The following is a 20,273-nucleotide window of genomic DNA, read 5'->3' as shown; positions in this document are numbered from 1 at the left end:
CTTGCCGAGCAGGGAGTGCTAGCGCACGGCTGAGGAAATTACAAAAGCCTCGGGCCACCGTGCCCGAGGCTGTTTACTCCGTGGAAGGTCAATTCCGGCATCAGTGAAAACATCGGCGGCGACCTATTTAAGATGCAATCTCGTTCTCACCAGCTCTGGTGAAGAGGACGTAAGACCACAAAGCCCCTATCAAACGGCAAGATAGCATGACGGGAAACAGCACAGCCGTTGCCAGTCAATCGAACGAGGCGCTCACTGCATCTGCGAGCACGCCCGGTTCGCGGTAGTGCTTGCTCACGGGTGGAATCTCCTCATCGAGATCAAGCAGGTCATAGACGGCGGTCATCGCCGTCCGCACCGAGTACTCGACGGTGAACACGACGTCACGTTGGAGTTCGGCGTACTGCCCGAGGAATGCGAGATTGTTCGAGCTATCGGGGACGACCAGCGGCCGGTCGCCGGGCGTCCGGGGCTGGAAGTGAGCCGTGATGAACGGCATCATACACGGCACGCAGTCTACGTCCTCCAGGATTTCCGGCAGGCGATCCTCACACTGCAGGTGATAACAGAGCTCTTCGAGGATCTCTCGTCCTGTACATTCGGACATCTTCTTTTCGACGTAGTCGCCCTCTTGATCTGTGAACAGGGCGTATCCCCAGAAGACTTTCACGTCGTCAGGCTGGTTCGGGAAGTGCGGCTGGGCTGCGACGACAGTGGACAGAAGCCAGGACGAGTCGACGTATGTTACCAGCCCGTTGCCCGGCTCCTCGTCGGTGAATTCGACGATGTGATCGAACAGATCGGTGTTGTGTAACGTGACGGTAAAGGACTCCCACTTGGTCTCCTGGACATTGCCCGCAAAGACCTCGGGGTCGCCGAATCCGGTGTTGTCCTCGGCGATCGACCGCCACAGCTCCCAGGACGCGCCGGTCTCGTTCGTTTCGGGTGCTTCGTCCCATGCCCCGAGGTCCGAGCCATCGGTCATCGAACCGTTGGTGAAAAAGACTAGGTCCGTGGAATCGACCTCGACGCTCTCAGTGCCGTCTCCGGTTTCGTAGTGGAGCCGCTCGACAGTCCGCCCTACTCGAGAAGTCACGATGTCCATATCGATCACGCGACAGTCCTGCTGGAAGTCGACGCCACGAGTTTCGAGCCAGCGCCGAAGCGGCAGGATCATCGAATGATACTGGTCGTACTTGGTCCGGTCGATGTCTTCTAACGTGTGTAGACCGGGGAAGACGTGCAAGAAACGGTACATATACCGGCGGACCTCAGCGACGCTGTGCCACGGCTGGAAGGCGAAAATCGTCGCCCACAAGTACCAGAAGTTCGTCTCGAAGAAGTCGTCGTCGAACCACTCTTCGACCCGGGTGTCTCCAAGTCGTTCCTCTGGTGTAAGCAGAAGTCGAACCAGCGAGAGCCGGTGGTGCATCTTCAGTTCGAACTGCGAGGCATCGAGACGGGTGCCATCCTCGACCAGCCGCGTCTCCGCATATGACTCGTGGATCTCGTTGAACTCGTTCATCTCTTCTTTGACCGAGATACTGGGGTCCTCGAGCGAAGGGATCGTCCGGAAGAGGTCCCAGGTACATTCGTAGGCGGGGAAGTTGAACATGCGCCCACCGCGGATAACGTACCCTTCGTCGGGGTTGCCTGCACCGTCCATTGCCCCGCCAACGACGTCAAGTTTCTCGTAGAAATGAACGTTCTCGCCAGGCATGTTTCCATCGCGAATCAGAAATGCCGCGGCTGCCAGGCCGGCGATGCCACCGCCAACAACGTGGGCTTCGCGGTCAGCGACGTGAGGTGTTTGTTCACTAGACATGCAATCCCCCCAGCGGCGCACTCGTTCGGGAACGATCATAGGCCGTCGTACCGTCTATACTCGTCTGAAGTGCTGGTAGTGAAGTCATAGATATACTTCTGGATCGCTGCCGACCTAACAAGTGCACCTGGCGTTTCATCACAGTTAAACTGAGGATGGTCAAGTACATAATGTATTTTAAAATATATACCGTAATTCATACAGAATGTCTAGCTTTATTTGGTATAACCGCCCATTCAGGTAGTTAATCCGTTAGTAGACAATCAATGATCATACCACGCTATTGACCATGTGGCCGACGAGGCGGCGTTGACTGCGCCGGAATTGCTCAGAATGCCGCGTGCCCATTGGTCTTTAGTTAGGCCTCAGTTGCCGGTTTGATGGCGGTAGCGAGTTGTTCCTGGAGAATCGGCCGTTGCTTGTGGATCTTCTGNCCATTGGTCTTTAGTTAGGCCTCAGTTGCCGGTTTGATGGCGGTAGCGAGTTGTTCCTGGAGAATCGGCCGTTGCTTGTGGATCTTCTGCGCGTCAGCGATCAGCCGATCGAGCAGTGGCGGTGGAGAATACCCGAGGTAGCCACGCAACCGGTAGAGAATGAGCTGGGCGTGCGACCGGAAGGTCGCCGCCCAGCGTTCCGGCGGAAACACGAGGCCATCATCTGCATGCTCAACGACCAGACTGAGCAACTCACGACTCACGACCAAGGACAACAGCGCCGCGTACAGCAGAATCTCTACGACGTGCTTCTTCGTCGTATCGAACTCATCCAGTCTGTACTGCGTCTTCAGCTCCCGAAACAGAAGTTCTACTTCCCACCGGCACCGGTAGATCGTCGCTAGATCCTTCGGCAGGAACTCTTCGCGCGAGAGATTCGTGATGTACAAGTGGTAGTCGTCGGCGTCCTCGTTGCGGACGCCGACAACGCGGAACCGTTTCGTATCACGTGACTGCGTGCCCGCGTACTCTCTCCGGTCAAACTCGATCTCAACTTCGACGTCGATGTACTTGCGACAGAGATTGTCCACGATATCGAAGATTTTCTTCCCTTCCAAGGGAATGGCGCGGCCGCGCCATTCCCGTAATTCGTCGGTTACAACCGGGTTAGAGCTGCGTTTCAGTCGACTCACGAAGTAGCCGTCGTTCTCGTCGATCAACGCGAACCGCCGGTACTTGAAATAGGCCAGATCGAAGATCGCTAGCCGACCTTCGAGCCACGATCCTGTCTCGAACTGCGTGCTGTCGTGTCTTTTCTCATCTGTGACGCTGAACCGGTCGATCGTCTGCTCAGTGACGTTGTGGAGCAGGTGGAGCCGTGCTCCAGCCTGCTCCTCACGGCGACCTTCGTACTCCTCAGAAAGCAACTCATGGAGCCGGAGAACCGTTCCATCTGCGATCATCACGTCTCTGAATCGGTTGAACTCCTCTGAGACGGTGTGAGGGACAGCGCCCTCGTCGAGCCCGTACTCGACGAGGTCGCGGAGGTACTCTGCGAGAGTCGGCGTCAACCGCTGATAGAAGCCTCCTGAGGACAATGTCCTGTCTGCAGTCGAGTTGTAGCTCCGTCTGAAGCTGGCGAGCGTTCGGCTTGCGCCGCCGGCGAAGCCGAACGTAAATGACCAGACGAGTGGTGGAATCTGCAGCTTCCGATCGCGCTCGACCACGCCGACGGCATCGGCGTGGTCTTCGAGCGCTTCAGATGGAAGGAAGTTAGTGAGATGGCGTTCCACTTCCTGTGAGGAGGGGTTAGAGTGCACATCTTCCGCCTCCTCATTCCTTCCGAAAAGTAACTCCGATAAGCCGCCGCTGTCGTGCGGTTTTGCGCCTAACTAAAGACGGATGCANGCACATCTTCCGCCTCCTCATTCCTTCCGAAAAGTAACTCCGATAAGCCGCCGCTGTCGTGCGGTTTTGCGCCTAACTAAAGACGGATGCACTTGCAACCGTCCCCTTCGACCGATTCACGTCGACCGAATCGTCGGAGAAATCCGGGTGGGTTTCGCGACTGACATCCGTGCTGCCGACGATACGTGGCAAGTCGGAGGACTCGAAACCCACAACCGAACAGACCGCGCTTGAATCCATGTCGCTGACTCCGGTCACTGACCGCAAGGCGGGTGGTTTCGGCCGACTCGTAGCTGCAGAAGTGCGCCTCGCACTACGCGGCCAACCTTGGTGGTGGTACGTCATTGCAGTCATGCTCGCCGGTGCGCCGGTCGTCACGCTTGTCACTACTGGCCCTGCTGAGAATTCGCTCACACCGTTCCGACGGGTCGTGCTTCCACTCACGTTTGTCTGGCCAATATTCGTCTGGTCGGCCATGGGCGCTCGAACGGTGACGCACCGGCTGACTGCGTTGGTTCTAGCGTCGAAGTATCCAATTCGACAACTCATCGCTGAATGGATCGCCGGTGTCCTCGTAGCCATTTCGCTTAGTAGTGGCGTCCTCATCCTGTTCCTCGCAACCGGGCAAATCGGAACGCTCATTGGCTTCGCAAGTGGGGTACTCTTCGCACCGTCGCTCGCTATCGCAGCAGGAATCTGGACTCGATCTTCCACATTGTTCGAAATTCTCTATCTCGTCCTGTGGTACATCGGTCCGTTGAATGGCGGAGTAGTAGTTGACTTCGTTGGATCAACGACCCAGAGTATTGAGATGGGTGTGCCGTTCGTCTTCGTCGCGCTGAGTATCGTACTTCTTGGTATGGCAATCATCCGCCGGAAACGAGAGGTAGCGTAAGCTGACACGACTAGTATCCAGTTCGTCCAAAGCTCACGCCAGTATTTCCGCTGCTCGTCGCTGACGTATTCTACAGATGAGCAAGGCGAGTGCTTCGGAGCGTGACCCCGAGGCGGTTCACCGGAACGTTCGCCGCCCTGCTCGGGATATTCGCTATTGGACTGGCGATCAACTCGTGGGCCCCAGGCAACACGATCTTCCAACAGATTGGACAGGGGTCTATCGTCGTGTTTGCAGCAAGCTTCTTCGTGTTCACGTTTGGGGTGCTGCTTAACGTCGCATTCGGTCTGATCGCCATGGGCAAGGCAATATTCGGCAGCGCCTGGTCGTATCCACTCACACCGGATTTCATTGGGTGGCTCGAGGCAAAAACAGACGGCTCCGTTGCTTGGTGGATGGTCCTCATCGGATACGCTGCGACGGTTCCAATCACGTTCGCGTATCTTTTCTGGACTGGTATAGCAGGAGAGCCGGAAAGCGGCCTCGTCTTTGCCATCGGGTTCGTACTGGTTATGTTTCTGCTCATCACGTCGATAATCACGCCAGTTGTCCTCATTCGCGACGCACGAGCGAATGCCGAGTCAGATACGAATTCAACGATGAGCTGGTTACCGTATGTCGGCAGTCCACTCGCTTGTGCCGCACTGACATACATTCTGACAGCGCTACAGTTCGGTTCGGAGAATCCTTTCGGTGACGCGATCTACGCCTTTGCAGGCACCTTCTGGCTCGCGACGGTCGTGTATCTGGTCCGGCAGTATTGACGAGGGATAAATCGACTCGAGACTGGTACAGTCGAAGGGGACCTCGACAACAAGAGCCAGCCATCGATCGTCGTCGCCCTCGAAGAGGGCAAGTAAGCCCACTTAGTTCGGCCAAGTATTTTACTTACTTGCTGCTATTTACAGTATATGAGAAGTCGATCACGTTTGATCTTGTCCGTTAACTGTTCTTTTTGCACCCATCTGCAGAGCGTGGTCACAGTCGGGGAGATGACGAGGAGGATTGGTAAATGAGCCGACTGCGGTGGGTAATCTTGGCAGTCACCGCTATCGTAGTTGTCAGTAGCGTGGGAGCAACGGCAATGAGCGTATCGGCGGACCAACCAAAAGTACATATCTCAGGTGTCTCGATTTCAAACGATGAACCGGTAACCGGCGAAACCGTCACGGTCACTGCCGAAGTGTCGAACCTCGAGACCAGTAACGAGACTATCGACATTAAGAGAGTGCAAGTGCGGAAGTCAAACAGCGCGAAGACATACAGACGCGTTGAAGACATTGGTTCGCTCGCTCCGGGGGGTTCGGTAAGCGTTCCGATGACAGTCAGCTTCGACAATCCCGGTATGAAGTCGCTGACCGTCTACGTGCTTGTCCAAGGAGAGAACGGGGACACCGAAGCTTACGAATATCCCGTCTCGATAGAGGTGTCTGAATTAAACGTCAACGCTGATCTGTCGGTGACCACTGATGACAACAAATCGACTGCAGTCGAGTTCACCAACTACGGGAACGTGAACGTGAGCGACATTGAACTGACTGCAACCGCTGACGAGGAGACGATCGCTCAGAAGTACCTGTTTGAGACCGAGCCTGACACCAGCCGCTCTGTGGCCTTCGATACGGGGGGACTGAACGGGGAGGAAGTGACGGTCACTGCCACCTACACAGCTCAGGAAGAGACCTATACGACTACCACCACTCACGTCGTTGACTATCCGTTGGCGGGCGAAATGCGACTCACGAGTATCGAAACGACACAGAGTGGCTCCGGAGTGACGATCCAAGGTGATTCGGCGAACATTGGGAACACCGACGCTGAGTCAGTCCTCGTTAGCGTTGAGGACACCGACAACGTGAGTCCCACGTCTCCGTTGGGTGACTACTACATTGGAACGGTTGAGGCTGGCGAGTTCTCCACCTTCGAATTGACGGCGGAGGTTGAGGGAGCGACGTCGTCAGTTCCCGTTGAGATCAGGTACATCGTCGATAACGATCGAGTGACGACAACACAACTGGTCGATGTCTCTCCGGGAAGTTCATCTGCAGTCCGCAGCAGTCAGACGACCGACACCGCAACCGGACAGGAGTCATCTGGCGAGTCGGGCCTCCCTTTGACATCGATTAGTACAGTCCTAGCAGTACTTGTTGTCAGCATCGTTGGGTTCGGCATCTACCGGTGGCGTAACCCATGAGCGTCATCGCGCTTAACGACGTGGTGAAACGGTATCAGACCGGTCACGAGACGGTCGAAGCACTGAAAGATGTTGATTTCCGTGCCGAGCGTGGAGAGATGGTCACGATAACCGGTCCCTCGGGGTCTGGGAAGAGTACGTTGCTCAATATGATTGGGTTACTCGACACGCCAACGGAGGGCCATATTCGGCTTGACGGCCGCGACGTGACCGACTTCACGGAGGACGAACTCACGGAGGAACGCCGGTCGGAGATTGGCTTCGTATTTCAGGACTTCCACCTCCTACCGATGCTCACGGCGACGGAGAACGTTGAACTTCCAACGATGTGGGATACATCGGTTGACCGTCACGACCGCGCAGTGGACCTCCTTCACCGCGTTGGACTTGGCGATCGTCTCGATCATAGGCCAGACCAACTTTCGGGGGGCCAACGTCAGCGCGTCGCCATCGCACGTGCGTTGATCAACGAGCCAGATATCCTGCTCGCGGACGAACCGACGGGGAACTTGGATCAAGACACCGGCCGGACAATCCTCGAGGAACTCACTCGACTCAAGGAGGACGAAAATATCGCCATCGTTTCGGTAACCCACGACGAGCAGATGGTCGGGTACGCGGATCGCGTTGTTCAGCTTATCGACGGGGAGATTCAGTAATGGGAATCACGGAACTACTGTGGCGGTTCCCTAGCGCTCAGATGGCTTGGCGGAACCTCGGTCGGAATCGAATCCGAACAGCGTTGGCGTCGCTCGGGATCGTGATTGGTGTGATCTCCATCGCATCGCTCGGTATTACAGGCGTGGCGATCCAACAGCAAGCGACATCCGACCTCGGTAGTCTCACGAACGAGGTGACAATCACGTCCGGTGAGGACAGCACAACTGCTGGCGTGACCGCTGACCAGGTCGACGAAGTCCGAAACGTCGCCGGCAATGTCGACGTCGTCCCACAGTATTCCGACGCAACTACTATTAGCTCGCGGAATGGACAAGAAGAGAACGTCAGTGTGATCGCCTTGACACAGGCGAACGTGTTGTATGACGTGTCGGCCGGTGAGTCTCCCGAACGACTCCAGTCCGGTGTATTACTTACCGATAGCACAGCCAATCAACTCGGAATTGAGATTGGTGATCCCATCGAGTATAACGGGCAAATGTACCGTGTTCGTGGACTCATTGAATCCGATCAAGGATTTGGAGGAGGAGGCCGAGGACAACTCGTTGTGCCAGAGTCAGCACTTTCTGATCGGGACAACTACGATTCGGTGACCATTGTAACCGAAGATGGTGATGCAGCCACCGAGATTGCGGCGATCCTCCGGGACCACTTTAATGAGGAGACTCACAACGGAGAAGTCGACGAAGAGCTGAGTATCACCGATTACAGTGATGTTCAAGAGAACATTAATTCATTCATGAACACGCTTCGCCTCGCGTTACTCGGGATCGGATCGATCTCGCTGGTTGTTGCGAGCGTGGCCATCCTTAACGTTATGCTGATGAGTACAATCGAGCGTCGCGGTGAGATTGGCGTCCTCCGGGCGGTTGGTATCCGTCGCGGCGAGGTGCTTCGGATGATCCTTATTGAAGCAGCGTTTCTCGGCGCGATCGGCGGTCTCGCCGGAGTGCTCATTTCGATCGTCATTGGACTCGCACTATTCCAAGTGCTTGCTGGTGACGCGGTGATTGTCTTTGAGTGGGAGAGCGCTAGGTATCTGGTGTACGGCTTTCTGTTTGCGATCGGGGCGAGCGTGGTGAGTGGGCTCTACCCTGCGTGGAAGGCAGCCAATGATCGGCCCGTTGAAGCATTACGCGGCTGACCAAACTGTTGGTCCTATCCGAACTTGTGGAGGGTCGCGGACGTAGCGCGACATCACGACAGGCTGACTTCGAGTGTATTGGTAGCGAGCTAGAACTCACGCTCAGAGAAATTAGAGATCGTTACATAACACACCCAAACTGATGAAAAGTTCTAGTCGTCAAGGAAAGTGTCGACGTCAAATTCAGTTTCCCAGCGTGGGCGCACCGGTCCTGGCATCTCGTCAGCAAGATCACGCAGTTCTTCAAGCGTTGTCCACGGGTAGCACTGCCCCATCGCTTCCCAGCGCTTGAAGAAACTCAGATGCACCCAGCTGTACACTGCCGGTTCCTCGTCGACACTGGCAGTTCTCTCTTTGATAATGTCGGTTAACTCGCGCTCAGTGATGTTGATTCCCTCGCGCTGTGCGGCTGTGATGAGCGACGCTAACTCTCGTTTCTTCTTTTCTTGCTCTCGGTCCTTATCATCGATGTTGTCGAAATCCGTGTAGTAAATGCTGAGTGCTGCTTGGATAGCGTCCTCTCGCGTCTCGAGGTTGTCACGGGTAAGACCTGTGTAATCTCGAGGGAACACAAACGTCTTCCTCGCGAACAATGATCTATACACGCCTAATTCAGGACTCTCTCCGCCGTCTTCTTTTTCATAGACACCCGCAATAGAGTCAGCGAATTCGCCGAGGAGATTGATTTTGATATCGAATTCAGGGATAACCGCCGTATCAAGATCGAGCGTGTCTCCAAGCACGATCGACTCGGAGTTGGTTGGCATGTTCAAGCAGTTAGCGAACTCGCGCAGCCGGTGCCCGTACTGGCCCCGGTAGCTACCGAGAACGAGGTAACTGGTGTCTGCTTGCTCGAATCGTGGCAGTTCCTCGTTCATGTATCGAATGACTTCCTGCCAGTCTCTCTGTGGCGCTTCTATTCCCTCGAATATTCGGTTGACAGCTTGGTAGATGGCGTTTGCGTTCTGGGGAACCCGTGGGCCACTCATGTTCCTCCCTACAGAAGTGTTTGGCTTAAATGTTCATACGCAAGTTGGCTAACTGCTCTAATCCCAACCTGGTCAATCCGAACAGTTACATAACTTCGGCTGGAAAAGACGCATATGAGCAACAGCGCGGACGCCCACCGCGGCCCGCCCGAAAGGCCAACCGATCCTTTCGGTGGGGAAGACGTTCTGCCGTTCGAGAAACAGCGACGCGCACACCGGTTTATTACGCAGGAAACTCGCTACTACATTATCCAGGCAATCCTCGGGCATCCAGACCATCTCGTCACACTGGACGAATTGGAATATCTGGTACCCAAGAATCGGTCGACCATCCTTGAGCATCTCGATCGCCTCGCGGAGAAAGAACTCGCGACAAAACAGGTCTATGACGGTGATGACGCTGAGCAGAATGATCCACGCGAGTTCTGGCGGTTCACTAGCTACGGCATCACTCTACTCGATGAATACGACTACCTCCGGTACGTGCCTGTGCTGCGCGCCCTTCAGGACAACCTCTATCTAACTGAGAAAATCGAGCGGCACCGAAACGCACCTCGTCCCGCCCTGCCTGATGACGTTGCCAACGCTTTCACCGCGCCCACTCTCGACGATGAAATGCAAGCCGAACTTGACGATGTGCTGGCTGCCCGGGAGCGTGGTGGCGGCCGACTCTTCGACGCTCCCCCGGTGAAACCAGACCCGGACGCCACCACCGAGGACGACGCAGATCGCCCGCTCGACGAACTGTTCTAATACTGGGGGCGATACCCTGTCTGACTCGTTCTGTGACAGTTTCCTACGATTCACTCTCGAGTGCGTCGATGGCTTCGCGTGGTTCGACATCGTACTCGAGGAGGTTGTCCAAAAAATGGACTACCGTTTTCCGTCCATCCGGGAAAGAAAGGCGCCGTCTCGGTGGACGAGACCGGCGCTGTCGGCTGCGATTCCGTCGACGCCGATCGCCGCGAGTCGGGCGGCGTCGACGGCATCCCGCACGGGCCAGACGTTGACAGCCAGTCCGGCCCGGTTAGCGCGCTCAACGTAGCCAGGCCGGAGAAACACTGTCGCTCGCCGAGGGTGGACCGCCGAACAGCCGGCCTCGGCTGCCATCTGGATGCCGCCGGTTCCGGGCAGCGGCACCAGGGCGGTCGGCGGCCCGCCCCGGGCCCGCACCCGCTCGAGGATCGACTGGTCCAGTGAGGAGACAACGACCTCATTGTCAACGTCGAGGACCTCGAGGGCATCTTCGACGACAGGCTCTTTCAGTTCGACGGTCACGTCCGTTTCCGAGGGGATAGCCGCGATCGCCTCGCGAAGGGTCGGGATGCCTTGCCCGGTGCCAAGTACGTCCACATTCCGGAGCGTAGACAGCGGTGTCTCGTCGACCCTCCCAGAAGCGTCCGTGACTCGATCGAGGGTGGCGTCATGGAATGCTACGAGTTCTCCCGATCCACACCGGCGGACGTCTATCTCGACGGCGTCGGCATACCGCGCGGCCCGGCGAAACGCCGCCGTCGTGTTCTCAGGGTAGTCATCAGCGAACCCGCGATGGGCGATGACCCGCGGAAGCGCCCCGGGCGGTCGCCGGACAGCAGGACTCGAGGACTGATCCTCCGCAAACGCGTTCCTGTTCGTGCCTGTATCTGTATCTCTGTTTCCGTTCACGACCGCGTTTGCATCCGTGTAGCCATTCGGGTGGGTCACTCGTGTCTCACTCGGTCACCGTGTTCTCTCCGTTTGGGACGCCGATCGGCGACCGAAATCATGACGTCCCGGGCCGGCCTGATGAAACTGGCACAATGTTCAGTTGGCGTTGCTCGCGTCTTTGACCGACGGGACGGGGTCGAGGAACCCGCGGCCGTGGAACGAATTGTCGCCGGAGAGCTCGTTGGCGTTGACGGCGTTGCGCTCCAAGATCGCTCGGACCTGTTTCGTCGAGGCGTCGGGATCGACGCTCCTGACCAGCGCCGCGGCGCCAGCGACCTGCGGCGCCGAGAAACTGGTACCCGAAATGTAGATGTACGGCAGTAGGATATTCAGCGGCGGCGCGGTGGTCAGCACCAGATCGAAGAGACTACCGTCCTCACGGACATCTCCGCCGGGCGCGCTGACATTAATAACGTTGGTGCCGTAGTTCGTGTAACTCGCCGGCGTCTCTGCGGGCTCCTCCGGTGGGGTACCAAACAGCGGATCGAATCCTGCCGGCGACGTCGCGCTGACGCTTACTGTATTGGCGGCTTGGTTCGGGAGGCTGACAATACTCCCGTCGTCCTGGAGGTCCGCGCTGTCATTGCCCGCCGAGACGACGAGCAGCGTCCCGTTGCTGTTTGCCCGGGCAGTCGTGCGGTTGAGAACACCGCCGTAGAACTTTCCGATCCCCTCCCGCGGGACGGGATAGGCACCAAGACTCATGTTCGCGACGTCGGCGTCGATGTCGACGCTGTAGTTCATTGCGGCAACTATGTCGCCGAAGGCGGCGCCGCCCATCCCGCTGAACACGCGACACGAGACGAGTTCGGCCTCTGGTGCGGTGCCGAGGACGCCGACGCCTTGGGCCGCGACGGTCCCCGCGACGGCCGTCCCGTGGAAACCGGCATCGCCGGCGTCGCCGCCGTCCTCGGTGAAGTTCTTCGAGAGATCGGTGTTGACGCTCAGATCCGGGTGGAAGACATCATCACCGAAGAACGTCCCGATACCCGTATCGAGAATCGTCACACGAGCGCCTTCGCCCTTCGTTATTTCGTGCGCTTCCGGGATGTCCTGGACCTGCTTATCCCATTGTGCCGGTCCGAACAGGGCGTCAATACTGGTCGACGACACGTCAGCGTCGCCGACCTCGGGGGCCTCGGTCCGCTGGGCGGGGAGGTCGAGTTCGTATACTGTGTCCGGTTCGAACTCTTCGGTGACGCCCTCAAGGTCGCTTTCGGCTCCGCGTACGACCGCAATGTCGATAGCCTCGATGTCGTGGATGATCTCGTCGACCGCGGACTCGAGTTCGGATCGGTCGATATTACCGGTATCGACGAGGAATCGCTCCGTCGACTCCGCGACAGTGACCGACGTCCCTGCGGCGATGCCGCCGATCACTGCACCGCTGATCGTGAGGAACCCGCGCCTATCGACCTCGCGTCGTTTTTCATCTGACATGTACCCTCAGAAAACTCATGTGTCGACATAAAAGTTAGCGTAGAAGAAATTTCAATCATAGATAATAATCGATGGTCTTTACCGTATTTGATAATGAGCCAACAAATAGGAGCTGTACACTGGGATGAGAAATAGATTAGATATTATACAGCCATCCATTTTATGCGAGTTGTTTTGTCCTAATTATTATCTTTCTCCCAAAGATATTAATATCTATTCAGTGAACCGTGGTCATATGCCATCCAAAGATGACAGAGATGATTCGGCGAATAATTCCCTCGCAAGCACGGCCGTCGGCGCCGGACTCGGCGCTGTGACACTCTCGTCGGTCGCCGCTGCCGGCAACGCGTCCGGGTCATGGCTGTTCGACCCCGCGCAGGTCGATGTTGAGGACGCGACTGGGTTCGTTGACGTCGACGTTGCTGCCCTCCGCGAGCACGACGACCTTCTCGAACTCGACGCTGACGACGTGCGAGAGTCCTGGACTAGCGACGGAAGCACGTCTCTGGATCGCGTCATCGACGATGTCGACGCGGAAATCGACCTGCCGGTCGAAGACGCCTGGACAGCTATTGACGTAAGCGGCATCGAAGTTGACGACATCGATCGTGTCGTCGCCATCGGGGCCGGACAGTTTGACGACGCGGACGCCGTCGGCGGTATCGTCCTCGAGGGTTCCTTCGACACCGCGGCCGTCACCGACGGCCTCGAAACGGTCACGGACCTCGCCGCCGACGGGGGCGACGAGTACGATCGCTACGCAGTCAGCGACGACCGTCTGGACAGTGATGTCGTCGTCGCCGTGTCCGACGGGCGAGCGCTTGCCGGTGGCATCCGCGAGCTCGACACCGATCCCGATGAGGCCGTCGACCTTCTCATCGATGCCTACGCGGGCGAGGCCGATCGGTTCGGTCCCCAGAGCGAGTACGCCGCCGACGTTCTCACAGAACTCTCTGGCGCGGCTGGGATTGCGGGCGTCGAGTGGGACTTCGCCGCAGAGTCCGGGTCTCTCGTCCCAGAACACGTTGAGGGGGCGCTCACGACCGCGTCCGTCCTCCCCGATGACGTCGACCTTGCAGAACTCACGAACGACATCGGCGCAGCTGCCATCGGCGTTTACCCGGACGATCCCAGTGCCCGCCTCATCATCGCCTACGACGGTGACGCCCCCGTCGAGGCCGCCGCGGAGACCGTCGACCAGATCGAAGATCGGTTCGCGACCCAGCTCGACGGGATCAAACTGACCGTCGACAGGGGTTCTGATCTCCTCGTCGTCGAAGCGACCAGCTCTGCAGACCACCTTCGAGAGCTTCAGTCCGATTTCGGCTCTAGCTTCCGAACCGCAAGCACCCTCCGACAGGGTGTCACGTGGGGCGTAATTCCGACGCTACAGGGAGCAACCGCGACCGCTCGAGGCCACTGGAACGCCTTCATGGACACTTACCTATAAGGCAGCGGAAGCGTACGCGGCGGCGTTTCTTCGCTCCACTCCCTTCTGTTTCGCCCAGATCGTCGCAGCCTCACAATCTAGGCCGTTTGATTCGGCAACCCAGCGGCTTCGCGACCACTCCACTGACGAGGACACATCGATAGCGGTACCAGAGACGTTCGATGTTGGCGAGCAAGCAGAGTCAGAAGGTATCTGGACGGGCTATCAGCAGGTTGAGGACGAATCACAACTGAAACCTGATCAGCAGCGGTACCTTCGCTTTGCGCAAGTACTCCCACGAGAGCTTGGGATTGAGCGAGACGTGTACTACGGCGAGGCGAGTACTGATGCCTGGACCGACGGCAGGACGTACATCGTGATCACCGACTCGGCCGTGACGAGCCGCCAGCGTGCCGTCTGGATGCACGACCTGTATCTCGTGGTGTTACACGAAGCGGCTCACGAAACCTCGAGTCGTGATCGTCCCTCGCACGGACATCACTTCGAGAGTACGTATCGGTCGCTCGTTGAGGAGCCAGATAATCGGAGTTCGTTCGCGAAACTTGTCCAGCAGGTCGTCGACGAGGGGTTTCAGTCCATGTTCAAGAAATATGAGGCCACACTGAGATTCGAGTGATCAACAACAACCGAGGTCGTCTTGAGGGGCAATTTTATTTAGCTGTGGGTACACTGTATGTACAGAGAACAACTATGGGAACGACTCGAGTAAACTTCCGTATTCCAGATGAATTAGTCGAGAAGGCCGATGTCGCAGCGAAGATTACTCACAAGAATAGGACGGAGATTGTGACGGAGGCACTTCGATCCTATCTAGACGAAATCGAAGACGAGGACGCGTTCAACGAAGAGATCGTCGAGCTATATCTTGAAGACGAGATCGGGTTTGATGTCCTCAAAACGTTTATTGGTCGCCAAGACGCCGAAGCGGTTCGCACCTCAAAAGCCGTTCTTGACCAAGGTGAGGATCTCGCCGACGAGCTTGCGGGGCTGTAGCTGGCAATGATTGTTGCCGATACGAGTGCACTTATTTCGTTAGCCACAGCCGAGGTAGTTGACCTTGTCTTCGCTGAGTTCGAGGTTCACACGACGAGTGTGATTATGCAAGAACTCGAAGAGACAGCTGAGTACGACGATCCACATGGACAGGCAGCTCAGAATGTGCTCGAGCAGCAGGCGCAATTCTCTGTTCACACCGTTGACGGAGAACAATTTGAGTCATCAACGATCGATCAGGGGGAGGCAAGTTGTATTCGGTTGGAAGAGCAGCTAGAACCTGCATTTCTTCTGACCGACGACCTCCGAGCACTCCCAGAGATTCAGAACCTCACAACTGCCAAGGTCGCACTCTCGCCAATTGTACTCCGGGCGCTCGTCAAGCGGGGCGTACTTGAACCAAAGAACGCTCAGAATCGACTCGAGCAGATTTCCAAGACCCGAGACTGGCTTGGTGCGCCGATCTACCGACGTGCAAGACAGCTCCTTGACGAATAGCTAACACTGCTCTTCTGGGGATGTGATCCGAAGTTCATCCTCGACTTCGTAGAAGTAGCCTCGTTCGAGGAGGCGAGTAAGTGCGTGCTCGACGTCCCGTTGCTCGAGTGCTAACTCTGCATCGGCGATCAGGATGTCGGTGGCATCGTCGTAGTCGATCAGTGGAACACTGTCTTCTCGCTGGTCTGGCTGACATGCCTGCGTACACAGCCGGTCGTAGCACTCGAGAATCCACTCCGGAAGTGGTGGCCGTGGATCTGTGACGCGAGCCATTGCAGTTCTGTCTGGTTGTTTCGACAGTCATCCGCTTAACAGTACCCGTCGAATACGGCGTTGATCCTGAAGCCGCAGTTGCAGCACTTGAGATTGGAAGATTAAGATAAAGGCCCGAGATAATGTTAGCCGTTTTATATATTTTGTATTTTTTCGGAGTGGGTATGTTCACCGACCACGGGCGTCGTTATTTCGTATAACTCCTCGAGTGTGAGCGGCGATACTTCCACACGCACATTATCGGCGATAGTTACTATGTTCCTCCGGTACGTTCCCGAGTTTAATGACCGGTCTCGTCCACTACCACCACCCCGACGACGAGCAATATTCACTCGCGTACGTTACGCTCGATCACGACGAGATCGAACCCGACGATGGGAAAGTCGAAACCTACCAACTCGAGGAAACAGTACACGTCCTCTACACCAACTCCGGTGCGAGTGGAACGGTCGACGACATCACCGAGGATTTTGAAGCGATACTGGACGAAATGGACGAATCAGACCGGCTCGTGACAGTGCGAATTCTCCAGACGTTCGAAGGTGTCCTTGAAGCCACAGAACTCGAGGAGGGAGAAAAACTCGAGATTTACAAGCAGATCGACGTTGGTCGAATTCCAGCTGCACTCGAGCACGTCGATTGGTCAAAATCGGTAGTCGAGGTCGCAGGGCAGTTGATGTCGTCACTCATTTTGGCTCACCCGCTTCCAAACGCCAACCATCGAACCTCTATCGCATTCGCCGAGTGGTACCTCGAGAGTGCCGAGCCGTCGTTTTCGCTCCCGAAGTTGGCGACCGAGAGCTACGACTGGCAAGAATGGGTCGACACGTATATCGCCGACTCGAAGCGACTTCTCACCGTACGGCGAAACACAACCCCGTTCAGGTTGCTCGATGAGTGGGGCTGTGAGATCGTGTTGCGAAAAGGTGGGATTGAAATCGAGCTCTCGGAGTACGACCTCGAGCTGCCACAGTCAGAAGCCCTGTCGACGTATGCGACTCATCATACCGAACTCTGTACCGAGTTCATGATTGAGTCAGTGACGCGAGCCGGAGCGTCGCATCTGCGTTTTGAGAATGGGGTCGACAAACAGGAGTTCCTCGAGTATCTGGAAGCTAGCGAGTAAGACGTACGCGTTAGTCCCGCAGCTGGGCAACGGTCCGTCCGAGTTCCCGAGCACGCTCGCTCTCGGAGATGTCATACCGTTCTTCCAGCGACCGAAGTTGTTCTTCGAATTCCATGGTGTACGGGAGTGTGCTCCTCTACAAGCAGATAGTGCGTCATCGAATAAGTAAGTTCTCGTGCTCAAGCGCTCACTCTGGGTTGGACGTTTCTGTATCAGCTAGTCGGCTTTCTACTTCCTCACAGCGCTCGGCTACTATCGACGCTCCCTCGAGAGGACCATCGGTGTCCAGTGCCGCTCGGTACAGTTCTGCAGTGCGTTCCATCTCCTCTCTCGTTAGTTCGTCTGGGTCCTCGAGCCAGTAGCTATCTGCGAGTTTCTTGTATGCCCAGGGATCCTCAGGATACTCCTCGATGAGTGACTCGAATTCCGCCCTGCTGTCGGCGGTTCTGTCCAGTTCTGTGAGTGTGTCGGCGATGAAGTGACGAAAGTCGAGTAGGAACTCGTCAGATGCATCCGGGAACTGCTCGCAGACCTCCTGACAGAACTCGAGTCGGTACTCGTGATACGCTGGATCATCTTCCGCTACGGTGGCAAGGTCGCTATCCGCTGATCGAATGAAAGCCTCGAGTGAGAGAAACGACGGTAATTCTCGGTCTGCCTCATCGATAGACGTGATTTCGTCGGGTGTTACGGCGACGATGTACTCCCAGGCAGTTAGCCACCGATCGCAAGCCTCAGCGCGGTTTCCTTTCTCGCGGAGATCGCGTCCCTCCTGAACGAAGTCGTAGATCCGTTCTTTGTTCGGGGTGTCGGGTGCCCAGCGCTCCCAGAGTACTTCTGCCGCCATCCAGATAAAGTCCTGATCATAGCCCGTGACATCAACCTCGTATTCAGCTTCCCACTGCTCGGAGAGTGTCGTCGCCGAATTGAAATTTTCAATCCGACTCCGAAACATCGTCTCGCTCGTTTCGATGCCGTGATCGGCGAGTTTTTCGACAATTTCGTCCGTCGAGAGGGCTTCGACGTCGCTGAGTTCCCACGCATCAGCAGGGTGGGTCCCATTTGATGTGTCGGCTGTTCGTTGCTCACGGTGAGCGGGTTGACTTGCTTCTTGGGCCTCTTCGTTGCCACTCTCACCTAATCCGTGTTCGTCGACGTATTGCTCGACACGCTTCTGATCAATCCGACTGAGTTCGTCACGTTCGTGGTCCTCGTAGAGATGCTCACGGATCGCAGATTCCTCCTCAAAGGTTTGCTCGCAGTAGCGACACTCGACCATTACTCGAGAGTACGTATGCGGGTAGGAAAAACAACAGGTGTGGACGGAGCATATGTGTAAGATCGACGAGGAGTGTGTAGCCTGAGACGTCGCCTTCACGGTGCGGCGGCTACCGTGTCATCAGTCGCTGGATCGAACGAGAGACTGATGACGAGTTCGTTGAACCAGACGACCGGGCGCTTGCTCTGGTCGTCTTCCTCGAAGAAGATGATTCCCAACTGGGCGAGTCGACTGAGTTCTTCGTGGACGTTCTTCACATCCCGGTCAACAACCTGTGCAATCTCGTTAATGCTGGATGGCTCTTCCTGGCGGATGGCTTCGATGAAATCGAGGACGCGCGGCGTCAGCGTCTCCATGAGGTCGTCGTGGCTGGTGAACGAGAGCGTCGGCGGGGAATCCACCGCGTCGCCCCGCTCGAGTTCCTCAATGCCGTCGGTGACATCATCGTGGAACTCACTGGACGACTTGACAGTCACGACGAGGGTTGATTCGGCCCGAAGCTGTTCGCGCTCCATCGGGTGCAGCGGCGGCGTGGTATCGTTCATAGGTATCACCGTGGTGTGATGGCCTCACTTGACATCGAACTCGGAGAGCGTCTGCTCACCGTGAAGAGCAGTGAGGGTGTGGAGCTCGCCATCAGTGAGCATACTGTTGCATAATAGCTGATTGATATATAAGTGGCTTCGCTATCTTGCAACAGCCGACTGGCCCAGTCAAGTCAGCGCACAGTATTAACGTCGATCCGAGAATCTCCACAGTGCTCTCGAGAGGATTCCGGTGACAGCTGGCGTCTTCAGGGACACCCACAGGAGAGTCGTTCGGGTAAGACCGACAACGACCGATCAAATGACGTATTACAGACTAATAGTACACTGCATACAACCGCTCTTGTGCTGGATATTAGGTGGGCGGATAGAGTGATACCCTTCTCAAGGGTTGTGGGTAGTCGGGAGACACCCGCAACTGTCGACGTCAGGTGTCTCCGGAACCGACCATCTCACCGGGGATGTCAACGTCGACCATCAACAAGACACGTCGTTCCGTGTACTCGAGGCCGTTCTTGCGCTGTGTCCGCTTTTTGACTGCCAGCCTGCTCTTCGAGAGATCGAGCAACGCATCGATCGTTCGCGAGACCAATTTCTTCGCGTAGTCGTTACTGATGCCCTTCTCCTGCCGTCGGATCCAGTGTTTCATATCGCCGGCAGTGACGTACTCTCGAACGCTTGTACTCCCCTTCTTCCAAGGGTTGTCTCCAACTGCGGGATCGGTACGTGCCTTCCAGAGTTTTGCAGCGAGCCGTGACGGAAGCGATGATGTCGTTGCACGGAGCATATCCTCGTCCATCTTCGCGAGCTGCTGGAGTGGAAGCAGATCCCCATACGAGAGGGAGACATCGCCACCACGTTCGAGTGGGTCGTCACTCTCAGGCAATCGGAAGTAGCTCTCACCGTCGTCTTTGTGGATGCGCTCGAGGCGGCCATCCACAACGTCGATCTCCCCATTATCAATGTGTTCCTCAAGGAGGTGTGCGCCTTTCTCGAGTTCTCGTGCTTGGAGCTCACCGACGCGATCCTTGTTGGCATTGAGTTTCTTCTCGTGGGCGTCTAATCGGGCTTCGATCGGTGACTGTGATTGTTCCAGGTCCTCGAGCCGTGCTTCGAGATCCTTGGTTTCGGTGTGGGCCTCCTCGAGTTCGGCCTCGAGATGACCGATGCGGTCGTCCTTTCGGGTGAGTTCATCCTCGAGAGTTGTGACGCGTTCGTGAAGGCGCTCGAGTTCGTCGACGAGTGTTTGGAGTGTCTGTGCGTCAGGTTCGGGACAGTCTGTGTTCGCGCTCATTGGGTTCTGGATTCGGTGGCATTGGTGGACGATTCGACTCGCGTTGCTGGTCGATATCGGGAACGCTGGTGGAGCAGTAGACTACTGACTCGAGAGCCGTCT

Annotated in this window: 20 protein-coding genes; 11 read left to right on the top strand and 9 right to left on the bottom strand. The window is 56.6% G+C overall.

What is annotated here, in order from left to right; genetic code table 11:
• Window positions 1-235: 235 nt before the first annotated feature.
• Together C476_RS17055 and C476_RS17050 are read right to left on the bottom strand one after the other, a co-directional pair.
• The gene (locus tag C476_RS17055; RefSeq protein ID WP_008015267.1) at window positions 236-1,825 is read right to left on the bottom strand and encodes an oleate hydratase; all 1,590 of its coding nucleotides are present in this window, start codon (window positions 1,823-1,825) and stop codon (window positions 236-238) included.
• Between the two features lie 448 nt (window positions 1,826-2,273).
• Complete coding sequence (locus C476_RS17050) at window positions 2,274-3,578, bottom strand: IS4 family transposase (protein ID WP_083857105.1); 1,305 nt, start codon at window positions 3,576-3,578, stop codon at window positions 2,274-2,276.
• Between the two features lie 257 nt (window positions 3,579-3,835).
• Here C476_RS17050 and C476_RS17045 point away from each other — a divergent pair, with 257 nt between their 5' ends.
• From C476_RS17045 to C476_RS17025, 5 genes are all read left to right on the top strand, one after another.
• Window positions 3,836-4,561 (top strand): hypothetical protein, encoded by a 726-nt coding sequence (locus C476_RS17045; protein WP_152418255.1) that lies wholly within the window; start codon window positions 3,836-3,838, stop codon window positions 4,559-4,561.
• Between the two features lie 101 nt (window positions 4,562-4,662).
• On the top strand, window positions 4,663-5,325 hold the full coding sequence (locus C476_RS17040; protein ID WP_083857104.1) for a hypothetical protein: 663 nt from the start codon (window positions 4,663-4,665) through the stop codon (window positions 5,323-5,325).
• 248 nt (window positions 5,326-5,573) lie between these two features.
• On the top strand, window positions 5,574-6,755 hold the full coding sequence (locus tag C476_RS17035) for a hypothetical protein (protein WP_152418254.1): 1,182 nt from the start codon (window positions 5,574-5,576) through the stop codon (window positions 6,753-6,755).
• A complete protein-coding gene (locus tag C476_RS17030; RefSeq protein WP_008015261.1) occupies window positions 6,752-7,414 on the top strand; it encodes an ABC transporter ATP-binding protein in 663 nt (220 codons plus the stop codon). Before C476_RS17035 ends, C476_RS17030 begins: the two co-directional genes overlap by 4 nt.
• The gene (locus C476_RS17025; protein ID WP_008015260.1) at window positions 7,414-8,577 is read left to right on the top strand and encodes an ABC transporter permease; all 1,164 of its coding nucleotides are present in this window, start codon (window positions 7,414-7,416) and stop codon (window positions 8,575-8,577) included. The genes C476_RS17030 and C476_RS17025 overlap by 1 nt, the downstream gene beginning before the upstream one ends.
• Before the next feature lie 152 nt (window positions 8,578-8,729).
• Here the strand turns inward: C476_RS17025 and C476_RS17020 are convergent, their stop codons facing one another.
• Window positions 8,730-9,566: a hypothetical protein gene (locus tag C476_RS17020; protein WP_049912060.1), complete on the bottom strand. Its 837-nt coding sequence runs from the start codon at window positions 9,564-9,566 to the stop codon at window positions 8,730-8,732.
• A gap of 114 nt (window positions 9,567-9,680) precedes the next feature.
• On the opposite strand from C476_RS17020, the gene C476_RS17015 reads away from it, so the two are divergent.
• The gene (locus tag C476_RS17015) at window positions 9,681-10,319 is read left to right on the top strand and encodes a hypothetical protein (RefSeq protein WP_008015258.1); all 639 of its coding nucleotides are present in this window, start codon (window positions 9,681-9,683) and stop codon (window positions 10,317-10,319) included.
• A 120-nt stretch (window positions 10,320-10,439) separates the two neighbouring features.
• On the opposite strand, the gene C476_RS17010 is transcribed toward C476_RS17015, so the two are convergent.
• Both C476_RS17010 and C476_RS17005 read right to left on the bottom strand, forming a co-directional pair.
• The gene (locus C476_RS17010) at window positions 10,440-11,270 is read right to left on the bottom strand and encodes a glycerophosphodiester phosphodiesterase (protein WP_008015257.1); all 831 of its coding nucleotides are present in this window, start codon (window positions 11,268-11,270) and stop codon (window positions 10,440-10,442) included.
• A 99-nt stretch (window positions 11,271-11,369) separates the two neighbouring features.
• Window positions 11,370-12,713: a S8 family peptidase gene (locus C476_RS17005; protein WP_008015256.1), complete on the bottom strand. Its 1,344-nt coding sequence runs from the start codon at window positions 12,711-12,713 to the stop codon at window positions 11,370-11,372.
• Window positions 12,714-12,948: 235 nt separating this feature from the next.
• Here C476_RS17005 and C476_RS17000 point away from each other — a divergent pair, with 235 nt between their 5' ends.
• From C476_RS17000 to C476_RS16985, 4 genes are all read left to right on the top strand, one after another.
• Window positions 12,949-14,163, top strand: coding sequence for a hypothetical protein (locus tag C476_RS17000; protein WP_008015255.1), 1,215 nt, complete (start codon window positions 12,949-12,951; stop codon window positions 14,161-14,163).
• 301 nt (window positions 14,164-14,464) lie between these two features.
• Window positions 14,465-14,779 carry a hypothetical protein gene (locus C476_RS16995; protein ID WP_008015254.1) on the top strand — a complete coding sequence of 105 codons (315 nt, stop codon included), beginning with the start codon at window positions 14,465-14,467 and terminating at the stop codon, window positions 14,777-14,779.
• Between the two features lie 74 nt (window positions 14,780-14,853).
• On the top strand, window positions 14,854-15,156 hold the full coding sequence (locus C476_RS16990) for a ribbon-helix-helix protein, CopG family (RefSeq protein WP_008015253.1): 303 nt from the start codon (window positions 14,854-14,856) through the stop codon (window positions 15,154-15,156).
• 6 nt (window positions 15,157-15,162) lie between these two features.
• On the top strand, window positions 15,163-15,654 hold the full coding sequence (locus C476_RS16985; protein ID WP_008015252.1) for a hypothetical protein: 492 nt from the start codon (window positions 15,163-15,165) through the stop codon (window positions 15,652-15,654).
• On the opposite strand, the gene C476_RS16980 is transcribed toward C476_RS16985, so the two are convergent.
• On the bottom strand, window positions 15,655-15,927 hold the full coding sequence (locus C476_RS16980) for a hypothetical protein (protein ID WP_008015251.1): 273 nt from the start codon (window positions 15,925-15,927) through the stop codon (window positions 15,655-15,657).
• A 283-nt stretch (window positions 15,928-16,210) separates the two neighbouring features.
• On the opposite strand from C476_RS16980, the gene C476_RS16975 reads away from it, so the two are divergent.
• The gene (locus C476_RS16975; RefSeq protein WP_008015248.1) at window positions 16,211-17,053 is read left to right on the top strand and encodes a hypothetical protein; all 843 of its coding nucleotides are present in this window, start codon (window positions 16,211-16,213) and stop codon (window positions 17,051-17,053) included.
• Between the two features lie 187 nt (window positions 17,054-17,240).
• Here the strand turns inward: C476_RS16975 and C476_RS16970 are convergent, their stop codons facing one another.
• From C476_RS16970 to C476_RS16960, 3 genes are all read right to left on the bottom strand, one after another.
• Window positions 17,241-18,332 carry a hypothetical protein gene (locus tag C476_RS16970; protein WP_008015237.1) on the bottom strand — a complete coding sequence of 364 codons (1,092 nt, stop codon included), beginning with the start codon at window positions 18,330-18,332 and terminating at the stop codon, window positions 17,241-17,243.
• A 95-nt stretch (window positions 18,333-18,427) separates the two neighbouring features.
• Window positions 18,428-18,877 (bottom strand): HVO_A0114 family putative DNA-binding protein, encoded by a 450-nt coding sequence (locus C476_RS16965; RefSeq protein WP_193788174.1) that lies wholly within the window; start codon window positions 18,875-18,877, stop codon window positions 18,428-18,430.
• A 427-nt stretch (window positions 18,878-19,304) separates the two neighbouring features.
• On the bottom strand, window positions 19,305-20,171 hold the full coding sequence (locus C476_RS16960; RefSeq protein ID WP_008015234.1) for a hypothetical protein: 867 nt from the start codon (window positions 20,169-20,171) through the stop codon (window positions 19,305-19,307).
• Window positions 20,172-20,273 lie beyond the last annotated feature (102 nt).

Origin of the sequence: Natrinema limicola JCM 13563 (assembly GCF_000337475.1) — an archaeon.
Lineage (GTDB): Archaea > Halobacteriota > Halobacteria > Halobacteriales > Natrialbaceae > Natrinema > Natrinema limicola.
The sequence above is the reverse complement of the archived record's forward strand: the minus strand, read 5'-3'. Positions and strand labels throughout refer to the sequence as shown.